11 protein-coding genes and 2 pseudogenes are annotated in these 14,572 nt (G+C 60.4%); 7 read left to right on the top strand and 6 right to left on the bottom strand.

What is annotated here, in order from left to right; all coding sequences use genetic code 11:
• Positions 1-13: 13 nt before the first annotated feature.
• Together QYH43_RS05825 and QYH43_RS05820 are read left to right on the top strand one after the other, a co-directional pair.
• Positions 14-490 (top strand): annotated as a pseudogene (locus QYH43_RS05825) (aldo/keto reductase); the annotation flags it as partial.
• Positions 491-519: 29 nt separating this feature from the next.
• Positions 520-990, top strand: coding sequence for a DUF1810 domain-containing protein (locus QYH43_RS05820; protein ID WP_095059680.1), 471 nt, complete (start codon positions 520-522; stop codon positions 988-990).
• On the opposite strand, the gene QYH43_RS05815 is transcribed toward QYH43_RS05820, so the two are convergent.
• Positions 955-3,315, bottom strand: a complete 2,361-nt coding sequence (locus QYH43_RS05815; protein WP_301156624.1) for a DNA polymerase II — start codon at positions 3,313-3,315, stop codon at positions 955-957. The two genes, QYH43_RS05820 and QYH43_RS05815, sit on opposite strands and share 36 nt — an antisense overlap.
• A 269-nt stretch (positions 3,316-3,584) precedes the next feature.
• Between QYH43_RS05815 and QYH43_RS05810 the strand changes: the two genes are divergently transcribed.
• Positions 3,585-4,025: a CBS domain-containing protein gene (locus tag QYH43_RS05810; RefSeq protein WP_015094223.1), complete on the top strand. Its 441-nt coding sequence runs from the start codon at positions 3,585-3,587 to the stop codon at positions 4,023-4,025.
• Between the two features lie 116 nt (positions 4,026-4,141).
• Here QYH43_RS05810 and QYH43_RS05805 read toward each other — a convergent pair whose 3' ends face one another.
• Entirely contained in the window at positions 4,142-4,765 is a 624-nt protein-coding gene (locus tag QYH43_RS05805; RefSeq protein WP_301156623.1) for a glutathione S-transferase, read from the bottom strand.
• Between the two features lie 134 nt (positions 4,766-4,899).
• Between QYH43_RS05805 and QYH43_RS05800 the strand changes: the two are divergent.
• Positions 4,900-5,025 (top strand): annotated as a pseudogene (locus QYH43_RS05800) (phage infection protein); the annotation flags it as partial.
• A 131-nt stretch (positions 5,026-5,156) separates the two neighbouring features.
• Here the strand turns inward: QYH43_RS05800 and QYH43_RS05795 are convergent.
• Entirely contained in the window at positions 5,157-6,254 is a 1,098-nt protein-coding gene (locus QYH43_RS05795; RefSeq protein WP_301156622.1) for a DUF1615 domain-containing protein, read from the bottom strand.
• 208 nt (positions 6,255-6,462) lie between these two features.
• Between QYH43_RS05795 and QYH43_RS05790 the strand changes: the two genes are divergently transcribed.
• Both QYH43_RS05790 and QYH43_RS05785 read left to right on the top strand, forming a co-directional pair.
• Positions 6,463-8,673 (top strand): TonB-dependent siderophore receptor, encoded by a 2,211-nt coding sequence (locus tag QYH43_RS05790; protein WP_301156621.1) that lies wholly within the window; start codon positions 6,463-6,465, stop codon positions 8,671-8,673.
• 211 nt (positions 8,674-8,884) lie between these two features.
• Entirely contained in the window at positions 8,885-10,420 is a 1,536-nt protein-coding gene (locus tag QYH43_RS05785) for an FAD-dependent monooxygenase (RefSeq protein ID WP_301156620.1), read from the top strand.
• A gap of 114 nt (positions 10,421-10,534) precedes the next feature.
• Here the strand turns inward: QYH43_RS05785 and QYH43_RS05780 are convergent, their stop codons facing one another.
• Positions 10,535-11,245, bottom strand: coding sequence for a glutathione binding-like protein (locus QYH43_RS05780; RefSeq protein ID WP_095059146.1), 711 nt, complete (start codon positions 11,243-11,245; stop codon positions 10,535-10,537).
• 367 nt (positions 11,246-11,612) lie between these two features.
• Here QYH43_RS05780 and QYH43_RS05775 point away from each other — a divergent pair, with 367 nt between their 5' ends.
• Complete coding sequence (locus QYH43_RS05775) at positions 11,613-12,287, top strand: histidine phosphatase family protein (RefSeq protein ID WP_095059147.1); 675 nt, start codon at positions 11,613-11,615, stop codon at positions 12,285-12,287.
• Between the two features lie 117 nt (positions 12,288-12,404).
• On the opposite strand, the gene mnmH is transcribed toward QYH43_RS05775, so the two are convergent.
• Positions 12,405-13,508 (bottom strand): tRNA 2-selenouridine(34) synthase MnmH, encoded by a 1,104-nt coding sequence (gene mnmH, locus QYH43_RS05770; protein ID WP_301156619.1) that lies wholly within the window; start codon positions 13,506-13,508, stop codon positions 12,405-12,407.
• A complete protein-coding gene (gene selD / locus QYH43_RS05765) occupies positions 13,508-14,542 on the bottom strand; it encodes a selenide, water dikinase SelD (RefSeq protein ID WP_095059150.1) in 1,035 nt (344 codons plus the stop codon). Before selD ends, mnmH begins: the two co-directional genes overlap by 1 nt.
• Positions 14,543-14,572: the final 30 nt, after the last annotated feature.

Below are 14,572 nucleotides of genomic sequence, written 5' to 3'. Positions count from 1 at the left end.
CGACACCAATCGATCACCGGCACAGGAAGTCGCTGCGTTGCGCCTGGGCATCGAGATGGGCATGACCCTGATCGACACGGTGCAAATGTACGCCGAAGGTGGCGCCGAAGAAGTGGTGGGCGAAGCCATCGCCACCAGTCAGGTTCTCTACAACCTGGAGCAACGCGGTATAGAGTTTGATGTGTTGCCCTGGAGCCAGCAGCAACAGCTGTCCACCATGGCTTACTGCCCGATTGGCCAGGGCGGAAAAATGCTGGCCAATGCGCTGCTCAAGCAAGTAGCCGCCCGTCACGATGTGACACCGGCCCAAGTGGCGCTGGCATGGATTCTGCGTCAGGACAGCGTGATCGCCATCCCCAAGGCGGTCCGCCCCGAGCATGTGCGACTCAACGCCCAAGCGGCACTGTTGCAGCTTGAAGCCGGAGATCTGGAGGCGCTGGACCAAGCGTTTCGTGCGCCACAACACAAGCAGCGGCTGGCCATGGTCTGAGCCATCGCGGAGTGTCAGAGGACATCGGCATGAGAAGTACCGATCCGCTGGACGCCTTTAATCTGCAACGTTTCATCCAGGCACAGGACCCGGTGTTTGACCGCGTCCAGGCCGAATTGAATGCCGGTCACAAACGCAGTCACTGGATGTGGTTCATCTTTCCGCAGTTTTCCGGGCTGGGCGGCAGCGAGATGTCGCGACATTTCGCCATCCGCTCCAGGGAAGAAGCCCAGGCCTATCTGCAGCATCCATTATTGGGCGCCCGGTTACGCACCTGCACCCTGGAAGTGCTGAACATCCCACAGCGCTCGGTGGCCGGGATATTCGGTCATCCCGACGACCTGAAATTTCATTCATCCATGACCCTGTTTGCCCAGGTCGCGGCAGCCGACAGCGTCTTTCATCAAGCGCTGAATCAGTATTTCCACGGCATTCTCGACGCCTGGACCCTGGAGTTGATGGACTCAAAAAAGCCCCAGTTGCCCACCAATCAGCGTTGAAAAATCGTCGTCGACAAACGGCAATATCGCGTCCGCCACCGGTTGCAGCTGCCGGCTGATGTAATGGTCGTAATCGATGGGCGCGCTGCGGATCTCCAGCGGCTCGGGGCCGGCCACGGTGATCACATAACTGATCCAGCCGCCATTCTGGTATTGCCGAGGGCGGCCCTGGCGGTCGTTGTAGTCATCGGCGATGCGCGCCGCGCGTACGTGGGGTGGCACGTTGCGTTGATAATCGTCGAGGGTGCGGCGCAGGCGTTTGCGGTAAATCAGCCGATCATCGAACTCGCCCGCCAGGGTTTTGCGCACGTAGTCGCGCACATACTCTTGATACGGCTGGCGCTGGAAAATCCGCAAGTACAACTCCTGCTGGAATTGCCGGGCCAGCAACGACCAGTCGGTGCGCACGGTTTCCAGACCTTTGTAGACCATTTCCTCGCGGCCATCGGCGCGGGTCACAAGCCCGGCATAGCGCTTCTTGCTGCCCTCCTCGGCACCACGGATGGTTGGCATCAGAAAGCGTTTGTAGTGGGTTTCGTACTGCAGTTCGAGCGCGCTCTGCAGGCCGTATTCCTCCTGCACATGTTCGCGCCACCACTGGTTGACGTGATCCACCAGCGAGCGGCCAATTTGCGCGGCATCCTCCTGGTCATGGGCGCGGCGCAGCCAGACGAAGGTCGAGTCGGTGTCACCGTAGATCACCGCGTGGCCCTGGGCTTCGATCAGTTGCCGGGTGCGCAACATGATCTCGTGGCCGCGCAGGGTGATGGACGACGCCAGGCGCGTGTCGAAGAAGCGACAACCGCTGGAACCCAGCACACCGTAAAACGCGTTCATGATGATTTTCAGCGCTTGGGACAGCGGCGCGTTGCGCTCGCGCTTGGCCGTTTCCCGACCTTCGGCGACCCGCGCGACGATCGATGGCAGGCAATGCCGGGTGCGCGAAAAACGCGCCCCGCGAAAACCCGGCACAGACGCGCTGTCATCCGGGTGCGCGAGGCCTTCGATCAGGCCCACGGGGTCGATCAGAAAGGTGCGGATGATCGATGGATAGAGGCTTTTGTAGTCGAGCACCAGCACCGATTCGTAAAGCCCAGGCTGCGAATCCATGACAAAACCGCCGGGGCTGGCTTGCGGCGGTTTGCTGCCGAGGTTCGGTGCAACGAACCCCTGGCGATGCATCAGCGGCATGTACAAATGGGTGAACGCCGCCACTGAACCGCCCATGCGATCGGCCGGTAGCCCGGTGACGCTGGCCCGCTCCAGCAGGAACGTGAGCAACTCGGTCTTGGCGAAAATCCGTGTGACCAGTTCACAATCCTTGAGGTTGTACTTGGCCAGCGCCGGCTTGTCCTCGGCGAACATGCGGTTGATTTCGTCCATGCGCTGGTACGGATTGTCGATCGACTTGCCCTCGCCGAGCAGGGTCTGAGCAACGTTTTCCAGGCTGAATGACGGGAAACTCCAGGTTGCCGACCGCAGGGACTCGATGCCGTCGATGATCAACCTTCCGGCAGCGGAGGCGAAATAGTGGTTGCCGCTGCCATGTTCACGCCACTGCATCTCCTCGCCCTCACGCCCCAGCCGCAACGGCACCGCCAGGCGGCGGGCGTGCTCGTGAAGTACCCGCAAGTCAAACTGCACGACGTTCCAGCCAATGATTGCGTCGGGATCGAAACGGGCAAACCAGTCGTTGAGCTTTTTCAGCAACGCCACCCGGGAGTCGCAATACTCGAGCTGGAAATCCACCTCGCTGTCGTCACCATTGGGCGGACCGAGCATGTACACCTGGCGTTCGCCGCAACCCTCCAGCGCGATGGAATACAACTCGCCCTGGGCCGTGGTTTCGATGTCCAGGGACACCAGTTTGAGGTTGGGCCGGTACGTCGGGTCGGGTTTCATCTGGGCGTCGAGCAGCAGGCCATCGGCGCCTGGCGTACCGTTGAAGCGCACGGGAGCGGTGATGAAACGCTCCATCATGTAGCGCTCCGGCGGCCGCACGTCGGCTTCAAACACCTCGACGCCGGCCTTGCGCAGCGCGGTTTCCAGGCGCATCAGCTGACCGTGCTGCTGGCAATACAGGCCCAGGACCGGGCGATGCTCGAAATCCTGCAAGGCCAAGGGCCGCAGCTCGACGTTTTTTTCGTCGTGCAGCAGCGCTTCGGCTTGCACCCTTTGCTCGGCGGGCACGAACGCCACCGACGGTTGATGAGGCAGGCGGATGCGCCGGGGACCGCTGTCGGTCGCCAGCCAGAACTCGACTTCCGTACCGGCCGGGGTGTCGCGCCAATGCCGGGTCAGGACGAAGCCCTGCGGTAAATCCACCACTGCAAACCTCAGATTTGATTCAGGGTGATGATTCTACCCGTGATCACCCAGACTTAGCGGCCAGCCGGGAAAAGATCGCAGCCTTCGGCAGCGCCTATGCGTTCCCGCGTTCTCCTGGAGCTGCCGAAGGCTGCGATCTTTTCGAGGATTGCAGAAGAAAAACCGCCAAATGACGTTTTTTGCGTGTTATCTGCCGCATTCGCCCTTGCCCTCTGCGCTTGGGTCTACGATTCTTCAGGAACAACGACAACACCCGAGTAACCACCATGAAAACCGTCGCCCAGCTGCTCAAGTTGAAAGATCAGAAGAATCAGGAAGTGCACCAGATCAAACCCGATCACATGGTGCTCGAAGCGCTGATGAAGATGGCCGAGAAAAACGTCGGCGCCTTGCTGGTGGTGGAAAATGACGAAGTGCTGGGCATCATCAGCGAGCGGGACTACGCGCGCAAACTGGTGCTGCACGGCCGTTCTTCGGTGGGCACACCGGTGCGCGACATCATGGTCTCGCCGGTGATTACCGTGGACACCCATCAAACCGTCGACACGTGCCTGGGCATCATGTCCGACAAGCGCCTGCGTCACCTGCCGGTGGTGGAAGGCGGCAAGTTGATCGGTTTGCTTTCAATCGGCGACCTGGTCAAGGAAGCCATTGCCGAGCAGGCTGAACTGATTCGCCAACTCGAGCAGTACATTCGCGGCGAGTAATGCGAGCCCCGTAGGAGCTGGCTTGCCAGCGATTGCTATGGATCATTCAACATTGAAGTTGACTGATACACCGCTTTCGCTGGCAAGCCAGCTCCTACAGGGGATCGACGGAGTTCTCAGGCGGGCCAATGCCGCTCAAACACCGGCGCCAGCACCGGGTGCCGGTCAATCCGTTCCAGCCAGGCAAAAAAACCGGGGCGGGCATTGCGCAAATGCTCTCGGCTGCCCGCCCACCGCGATATCACCGCCGCCAGCACATCCAGCGCTCCGGGCGTCTCACTGCCCAGATAAAGATCCCCCGAAAACTGATCGGCAAACACATCCCAGCTCCAGTGCAAGCGCTGTCGGGCACCGGCCATGAGATTCTGCCTCGACGATTCATCGGCCACCGCCAGCCAGCGTTCGGGGTAATCGATGATGCCGATGGCGGCATAGCAATTGGTGACGATGTACGTCATGCCCCGAATGGTCTGGTCACGCTCGGCCGGGTCCTCCGGCAACAGCCCCGACGAGGGAAACGTCAGGCCGAGGTGAATCAGAATCGCCGCGCTCTCGGTCAGGACGCCGCCGTCGGGCCGTTGCAGCGTCGGGATCTGCTTGAGCGGGTTGAGCTTCTCAAGCGCGTGGGCCGCTTCTGGCGATGCCTCAACGTCAATGAATCGGTAAGGAATCTCGCAAAGCTCCAGTGCAGCCTCGATCGCCGCCGCACCGGAATTCTGATGGCCGTAGAGCTGGTACATAAACATCTCCTTGCGGACCGGGTGAGCCTGGACACCAGCTATCCAGTGTAGAAGCCGTCGCCGTCACCGCCGTGACCATCCGACGACCGCACCATCACGCTCACCGGAGGTATCGCGCAGCGCCCATCATTGCCATGAAACGCCAAACCCTTCTCGGCATCGCTTTCTCGGTTTTTGCAGCTAACGCTTTCGCTGCAACGTCTACTCACCCGGTTGTCGCTGAAGGCTGCTCGGATCGTCTGATTGAAAGCCGCGCTGCCTGAATGACTGGATGTACCGATAGCCTCGACCGCTTTTGTAGGAGCGAGCCTGCTCGCGATGGACGTTAACGATAACGCGTGCTTACAGGTTAAACGCGTTGTGCTTGAGTCCATCGCGAGCAGGCTCGCTCCTACAATTTTCCGGCCCGCGTCATGCAGCGTTGATAACGCTCATCGACCCGTTTGGCGAACCACGCCGTGGTGAGTTTGCGGGTGATTTTCGGGCTTTGCAGCACAATCCCCGGCAACACCGCACGCGGTAACGTCCGCCCCTCTGCCTGTTCGGCCAGTTCAAAAACCCGCTGATACAACTTGGTGTCTTCGAACGCCAGGCTATTGCCCTTCTCCAGTTGATCGTGAATCGTGGGATTGCGCATGTCCAGGCGCTTACCGAGGCTGCGCACGGCCAGCTCCGTGGTGCCGGGCATGATCGAATCGTGGCGCACCAGATCACCATCCAGCGCCAGCGTAATTCCCGAAGCACGGCTCACCGCGTTCTGGAAAGCAGCATTGCGACTGGCGTACCAACCGGCGTTGAAATCGGCGAAGCGATACAACGGCTGTTGATAGCTGACCGGGTAACCGAGCAGATGGGCGATGCCGAAATACATGCCGCCACGCCGGGTGAACACTTCATGGCGGATCGAGCCATCCACCGGGTAGGGATAACCCTTGGCGTGTTGCTCGGCAAAATCGATGCTGACCTGCATTGGCCCACCGGTGTGCACCGGGTTAAAGCCGCCGAACAGGGTCTTGCCCATGGGCACCATGCCGATGAAGTCATCGAAAATCGCGCTCAACTGCTTTTCACTGCGCGCCGCATTGAGGCGATCGTTGTAGGTTTTGCCGGTGGGTGAATTGAGCCGCAACGCACCGCTGACCAGTAACCCCGGGATGTGTGCCGTGGCGGCACGACGGTCGATTTCCTCACGGGCGATCTTGCCCAGGCCCGGTACAGACGGGTCGACCTGAAAGGTCGATTCCTGCTCAGTCACGGCCAGTACCGAACACAGGTTCTGAGTGCTCGGGTAAATGTCTTGCGCGGCAAATGCCGCATAGATATCCGTGGCCCAGCCCTGGCGGTCGACGGTCTTGGCCGGCAGTAAACGCACGATCTCGGCGCGCACCTCGGCGGGCTTGCGCGGTGCAGGTTCCTGGCTCCGCTGACCGGCGCAACCGGCCAGTACCAACAACGCGGCAACGCTTGTAATCAATCGATTGGCTTGCATGTCGCTCCATCAAATCCGTTAAGCCGCCGTCACCATACGACCAATGGCCGATTTGTGCACAGACAGAAATTTCCTGTGTACCTCGCAGAAAGCGCATAGCACAACGTTACTGAGAACACCTACCATTTGCGTCTGGAGTCGCATTTGCGCAAGGAGATTCGCGCCGCCCCTTTTTCCAATCGGCCGCGCGCCGCCTCAGGATCGAAACATGACCACTCCAGCCCGACTCCGCGTGCCCTTTCGTGCGACGCTACTCGCGCTTTTTTGCTCCCTGTCCGTGACGGCGCATGCCGAAACGCCTGAAGCGCCCGAAACCCAGGGCAAGCCGCTGATGCTCGGTGACGTCAATGTCAACGCCCAGGCACCGACAGCGTCCGACCTGCCCCCGGTGTACGCCGGTGGTCAGGTTGCACGCGGCGGCCAACTGGGCGTGCTGGGCAATCAGGACATCATGGACGTGCCGTTCAACATGACGGCCTACACCGAAGAATTGATCCGCGACCAGCAATCCGAAACCATCGGCGACGTGCTGCTCAATGATTCATCGGTGCGTCAGGCTTCCGGATATTCCAACCAGGCCCAGACCTTTATGATTCGTGGCCTGCCCCTCAATGGCGACGACATTTCCTTTAATGGCCTGTACGGCATCCTGCCGCGACAGATCGTTTCCACCGATGCCCTGGAACGTGTCGAAGTGTTCAAAGGCCCGAACGCCTTCATCAACGGTGTAACCCCGACCGGTTCCGGTATCGGCGGTGGCGTCAACGTGCAACCCAAGCGCGCCGGTGATGAACCGTTGCGTCGTTTCAGCACTGACATCAGTGATGACGGACGCATCGGCGAACACCTGGATATTGGTCAGCGCTTCGGCGAGGACAACCAATTCGGCGTACGCCTCAACCTGTCGCAACGCGAAGGCGATACCGCCATCGACGATGAAAACCAGCGTTCCAAACTGTTCGCCCTCGGCCTCGACTACCGTGGCGATGCCCTGCGTGTTTCCGGTGATTTCATCTATTCGAAAGAACGCATCAACGGTGGCCGCAGTTCAGTGAACCTTGGCGACACCACGCACATCCCGGATGCGCCGTCGGCCGATACCAACTATGCGCAAAAGTGGGGCTTCAGTGAGATTGAAGACACCTTCGGCATGTTGCGCGCCGAATATGACCTGAACGACAGCTGGACCGCCTACGCCGCTGCCGGTGCCAAGCATACCCGTGAAGTCGGCAACTTCGACTCCACCACGCTGGTGGGCAACGATGGCAGCTCGGTGACCAGCGGCTCGTACATTCCGCACAATGAAGACAACAGCAGTGCCATGACCGGCCTCAATGGCAAATTCGCCACCGGGCCGGTCACCCATAAACTCAACTTCGGCCTGGCTGGGATCTGGACCCAACAGCGCAACGCCTACGATTTCGACCAGAATGATTACTCGAATAACATCTATCACCCGATCGACGTTCCGGCGCCAGGCGGCGGTTTCTCAGGCGGCGACCTGGGTGATCCGGGCATTACCGGCAAAACCTTCATGCGCAGCGTCGCCGTGTCCGACACACTGGGCTTTATCGATGATCGCCTGCTGATCACACTCGGCGCACGCCGCCAACAGTTGGTCGTCCAGGGCTACGACTACGACACCGGTAGCCGCACGTCCAACTACGACGAATCGATCACGACCCCGGTGTACGGCATCGTGTTCAAGCCGTGGGACCACGTGTCGTTCTACGCCAACCGTATCGAAGGGCTGGCCCAGGGTCCGACGGCACCGACCACTTCAGGCTCGCGGGTCGTGGTCAACGCCAACGAAGTCTTTGCCCCGACACGCTCCAAACAGATCGAAGCCGGCGTCAAGGTCGACATGGGCACCTACGGCGCAACGCTCGGGGTGTACCGCATCGAACAACCCGCTGACGGTTATACCCAGATCATCGACGACACCACTGCGGTGTTCGTTCAGGACGGTGAACAGGTCAACAAAGGCGTGGAGCTCAACGTGTTCGGCGAACCCCTCGACGGTCTGCGGGTAATCAGTGGCGTGACCGTGATGGACACTGAGCTGAAGCAGACACAGGACGGCCTCAACGACGGCAATCAGGCCATCGGCGTGCCGAGCTTCCAGTTCAATGCCAACGTCGATTGGGACGTGCCCGGCCTGCAAGGCGTGACCCTGAGCGGACGGATGCTGCGCACCGGCGGCCAGTACGCCGACGCCGCCAACAACCTCAGCCTGCCGACCTGGAACCGCTTCGATGCCGGTGCCCGTTACGCGTTCAAGGTCCAGGAAAAAGACGTGACCGTGCGCTTCGGCGTGGAAAACGTCGCCAACAAGAGTTACTGGGAATCGGCCCAGGGTGGCTACCTGACCCAAGGCGAACCACGCTCGGCGAAGCTGTCGGGCACCATCGATTTCTAACCGCCAATCCCCGGCGAGCAGCAAAAACCCCTGTAGGAGCGAGCCTGCTCGCGATGGACTCATGCACACCGCGTACATCCAGAAAGTGCGCGTCATCGTTAGCGTCCATCGCGAGCAGGCTCGCTCCTACATATGTTTTCCGTTGGGCGCACAACTGCGCTGGGGTTTTCCACTGGGCCATACTTGTCTCACGAGCAAGGAGGACAGGCCCATGCAACGTAGCGACGTGTTGATTACCGGTGCCGGCCCCACCGGGTTGGTGCTGGCGTTGTGGCTGAGCAACCTCGGCGTGCGCGTGCGGATTATCGACAAGGCCTCGGCGCCAGGCACCACGTCCCGGGCGCTGGCGGTGCAAGCGCGGACGCTGGAGTTGTATCGCCAGCTCGGCCTGGACGACGCCATCGTGCAGCACGGCCATCGCGTGGCGGCCGCCAATTTCTGGGTCAAGGGTGAGCCCATCGCGCGCTTGCCGCTAAGCCGTATTGGCGAAGGCTTGACGCCCTACGCCTTTCTCGAAATTTTCCCGCAAGACGAACACGAACGGCTGCTGATCGAGCGCCTCGAAACCTTCGGCATCATGGTTGAGCGCAACACCGAGTTGCTGGGTTTCGAGGAAACCGCCGACGGCATCACCGCCACCTTGCGCCTGCCCGACGGTCAGCAGGAAACCTGCCAGGCCTGCTACCTGGCCGGTTGCGATGGTGCCCGTTCGATTGTGCGCAAGACGCTGGACACTGGCTTTCCCGGTGGCACCTATCAGCAGATTTTCTACGTCGCCGACGTGCAGGCCAGCGGCCAGACGTTCAACGGCGAGTTGCACGTGGATCTGGACGAAGCGGACTTCCTCGCCGTGTTCCCGCTGGCCGGTTCGGGTCGTGCGCGCCTGATCGGTACTGTGCGCGATGAACGTGCCGAACACGCCGAGGCCCTGCGTTTCGAAGACGTCAGCAGCCGGGCCATCGAGCACATGAAGGTCAGGATCGAGCAACTGAACTGGTTCTCGACGTACCGCGTGCATCATCGGGTGGCGGATCACTTTCGCACTGGACGCGCCTTTTTGCTCGGTGATGCCGCCCACGTGCACAGCCCCGCGGGCGGCCAGGGCATGAACACCGGGATCGGCGACGCCATCAACCTGGCATGGAAACTCGCCGCTGTGCTGAGCGGCGGCGCCGAGGCCAGACTGATCGACACCTACGAACCCGAACGCATCGCGTTCGCCCGCAAACTGGTGGCCACCACCGACCGGGTGTTCACTTTCGTCACAGCCGAAGGGCGCATGGCCGACTTGCTGCGCACCCGTCTGGCGCCCTTCCTGATTCCGAAAATGGCCTCGTTCGAGACCTCCCGCGAATTCCTGTTTCGCACGGTGTCGCAAATCACCCTGAACTATCGCGGCATGTCGCTAAGCAGTGGCGTCGCCGGGCATGTGCATGGCGGCGACCGCTTGCCCTGGGCTCACGATGGCGAGGGGGATAATTTTGAATCGCTGAAGTGCCCGGTCTGGCAGGTGCATGTCTACGGAGACACCAGCGACGCGATGATTGACTGGTGTCACGAACACCATTTGCCACTGCATGTGTTCGGCTGGCGCCCGGCGTTTGAAACCGCAGGCCTTGGGCGTAGCGGGTTTTATCTGTTGCGGCCGGACACTTACGTGGCGATTGCCGAGACGTGTTCTGACCCAAAGGTGATCGAGCGGTATTTCCGTGATCACGGGATCCGGCCGTTTTTCGGCCCAGCCTGAATCACCGCGTCCCCTGTAGGAGCTGGCTTGCCTGCGATGAGGCCGGAACATCCAACATCACGATTGACTGATCCGACGCCATCGCGAGCAAGCTTGCTCCTACAGGAAAGGTGTTTAACTGGAAACGGGACTTGGAATCTGTAACCCGCGCACCACCGCCGGCCGCGCCAGGAAGCGCTCCAGTACCCGTGTGACGTTGGGGAAGTTCTGAATGCCCACCAGATCGCCGGCTTCATAGAAACCGATCAGGTTGCGCACCCAAGGGAAGGTGGCGATGTCGGCAATGGTGTAGCGCTCGCCCATGATCCAGTCGCGACCTTCGAGACGTCCGTTGAGCACACCGAGCAGGCGTTTGCTTTCTTCGACATAGCGGTCGCGGGGACGCTTGTCTTCATAGGCCTTGCCGGCGAATTTGTTGAAGAAACCGAGCTGACCGAACATCGGGCCAATGCCGCCCATCTGGAACATCAACCACTGGATGGTTTCGTACCGGGCAGCCGTTTCCTGAGCCAGCAACTGCCCGCTCTTGTCCGCCAGGTAAATCAGAATCGCCCCGGATTCGAACAGCGCCAAAGGCCGGTCATCCGGGCCATGGGGATCGAGGATGGCCGGGATTTTGTTGTTGGGGTTCAGCGACAGGAACTCGGGGGACATCTGGTCATGGGTGTCGAAACTGACGCGATGCGCCTCATAGGGCAGGCCGATTTCTTCGAGCATGATCGAGACCTTGACGCCGTTGGGGGTCGGCAAGGAGTACAGCTGAATCCACTCCGGGGACTGGGCCGGCCATTTTCGAGTGATGGGGAACGCAGACAAATCGGTCATGGGAAGGATCCACGAGAAAATTGAGAATGCCGATCATAAGGGAGAAAAAGCGGGTTGCGACGCCTGGCGCCATGAAGATCCCTGATAGTGAAGATCAACAGAGATCACATGCTTTTCACACCCGTCGCTGTACGGTGTCCATAAATCCGCAACATCCTGTCGATAACCTACACTGCAACCCGTTGCTGGTTACCGGTAAATTGCTGCGCTCTTGGCCGGTATCGAACCAAATGGGTGTCAGAGGACTCTGAGCACCACCCCTTTGGAAAACGGACCGGTTCAACGACATGGAAAACACCCAACGCAGGAAACGTGTGGTGTAAAGGTTTGTCAGCCTTAACCGATTTGCGCTGAAGAACCTTATTCGATGATGAACCCGCTGAAATTCGCCAAACGTCTTAAACATCGCGCCTACATTCTGCTGCCCGCCTTGGTGGCGGTCAGTGCGTTGTTTCTGGTACTGGAATCCAGCTATACCCGCGCCCATCCGATGGATGGCACGCAGACGCTGGTGTTCTTGCGTCACGGTGAAAAACCCGCCGGTGGTCTCGGCCAGCTCAATTGCCAGGGCCTGAACCGCGCCATCGACCTGGCCACCCTGCTCCCGGAAAAGTTCGGCAAGGCCGATTACGTGTTCGCCGCGAACCCGACGCGCAACGTCGAGGAAGGTGAGCTGGACAACTCCTACAGCTACATCCGCCCCCTGATGACCATCAGCCCCAGCGCCATCAAGCTGGGCTTGCCGGTGAACATCAACTTCTCGGCCAATGACACCAGTGATCTGGCCGATGAATTGCTCCACGACAAGTATCACAACTCGGTCATTTACACCGCTTGGTCCCACGGTTATCTGCCGGAACTGATCAACAAGGTCGCCGGGGAAGCCATCGGCAAGAAAGTGAAAATCACCGATGACTGGAAATCCAGCGACTATGACTCGCTGTATGTGCTCACCCTGACCTGGCACAACGGCAAGGCCAGTTTGCAGAGCCATACCTATCAGCAGGGGCTGAACAATGGGCAGGAGACTTGCCCGACCTGAGTTTTGCGTTGTTTGACCGGGCGTCATCGCGAGCAAGCTCGCTCCTACAGGGATCTTCAGTGAACGAAGAACCCCTGTAGGAGCGAGCTTGCTCGGATGAGGCGGGAAAAAACACCCTCAACTTTTCTGGCTGACCCGCTCCCGCAAATACTCAAGCACCGCCCCGCGCTCCCCGGCAAACTCGATCCGCGACCCTTTCTTCTCCCGCTGAAAGGCATACATCGGGTCGTAGTACTCGCGCAGCAACCCTTCGATCCAGCCCCGGTGCAAATCCACCGCACCGCTGCGCCCCTGCTCGGCCAATGCGTCTTCCATCAAGATCAGCATCCGCCGGTGACGTTCGCCGCCCAGGCGTTTCTGCACATTGTTCAGGCTCTCGAGCAAGCGCTCGGCGAACAGCGCAAAACCTTGATCGCCATGCACGTCGATGAACTCCGCGCACAAGTCCACCACGTAATCGCGCAGGATCCGCTCGACCCGCCCTTCCAGGCTGTCTTCCAGCCAGACCATCGGAAACTGCTGCATGCCCTGAAACAGCGGCAACGGCAGCGCGCAGCTGCCGACGGCGCGGCTCTCGTCTTCCAGCACGAATTGCTCAATGCCTTGGGCACGTTTTTTCAGCACGTCCACGGCGAGGCGGTTTTCAAAGTCGATGTTGGAGGGCTGCCCGGTGGCGCGCTTGCCGAAACTGGAGCCACGGTGATTGGCATGGCCTTCGAGGTCCAGCCCGTTGCGCAGTTGCGTCAGCACTTCGGTCTTGCCGGTGCCGGTCATGCCGCCCAGCAGGACGAAATCACACTGGGCAATCGCTTGATCCAGCGTATCGAGCAGGAAGGTGCGCATGGCCTTGTAGCCGCCGCCGACACGCGGGTACTCGATGCCCGCCTCGTCCCTGAGCCACTGCTGGACAATCTGTGAGCGCAGCCCACCACGGAAACAATACAAATAGCCGTCAGGGTGCGCCCGGGCAAAATCGGCCCAGGCCTGGATGCGTTCGGCCTTGATGGCGCCAGACACCAACTGATGTCCCAGCACGATGGCCGCCTGCTGACCGTGTTGCTTGTAGCAGGTGCCGATGCGTTGCCGCTCGTGATCGTTCATCAGCGGCAGGTTGACCACGCCGGGAAACGAACCCTTGGAAAATTCGACCGGCGCACGGGCGTCCATCATCGGCCGGTCGTTGAGAAAGATCTCGCGGTAATCGGTGCAGTCGGCAAACATCAAAACACCTCGACCGCGTTGCTCTGTCGCTCGACCAGTTCACCGATGGGTTCCAGGTTCAGACCCAGTTCGGCAGCCACGGCGAGGAATTGCTCGTTGCCCTCGGGCGTTACGGCAATCAGCAAGCCACCGCTGGTCTGCGGGTCGCAAAGCACGCGTTTGTGCAGTTCCTGAAGACGGCCGAGCTTGCTCGCATAGCTGTCGAAGTTGCGCAGTGTCCCGCCCGGCACACAGCCTTGTTCGAGGTAGTATTCGACCCCCGGCAGGCGCGGCACACGGTCATATTCAATACGCGCGGTGAGCTGACTGCCGTCCGCCATTTCCACCAGGTGGCCGAGCAGGCCGAAACCGGTGACATCGGTCATCGCGGTCACGCCGTCGAGCTTGCCAAAACGGCTACCGGGTTTGTTCAGGGTGCACATCCAGTCACGGGCCAGGCCAATGTCGCTGTTGCGCAATTTGCCCTTCTTTTCGGCGGTGGTGAGGATGCCGATGCCCAAGGGTTTGGTGAGGTAGAGCAAGCAACCGGCGGTGGCCGTGTCGTTGCGTTTCATGTGGCGTTTTTCTACCAGACCGGTCACGGCGAGGCCAAAGATCGGCTCCGGCGCGTCGATGGAGTGCCCACCCGCCAACGGAATGCCCGCCGCGTCGCACACCGAACGCCCGCCGCGAATTACTTCCCGGGCAATCTCTGGCGCCAGCACGTTGACCGGCCAGCCCAGAATCGCAATCGCCATCAACGGATCGCCGCCCATGGCGTAGATGTCGCTGATGGCATTGGTGGCGGCAATACGCCCGAAATCGAATGGATCATCGACGATCGGCATGAAAAAGTCGGTGGTCGAAACCACACCGCGTTCTTCATCGATGGCGTACACCGCCGCGTCATCACGCGAGGCATTGCCGACCCAGAGCTTCGGATCAAGGTTCTGCGCCCCGCTACCGGCCAGAATCACTTCCAGTACTTGAGGGGAGATCTTGCAACCGCATCCAGCGCCGTGGCTGTATTGGGTCAGGCGAATTGGTTCGCTCATCAGGGGAGCCTCATGGGGTCAATGAGGCCG

The sequence above is a fragment of the Pseudomonas sp. C32 genome, from assembly GCF_030417915.1.
Taxonomy (GTDB): domain Bacteria; phylum Pseudomonadota; class Gammaproteobacteria; order Pseudomonadales; family Pseudomonadaceae; genus Aquipseudomonas.
Note: the sequence above shows the minus strand (reverse complement) of the source record. Positions and strands in the feature narration are given on the sequence as shown.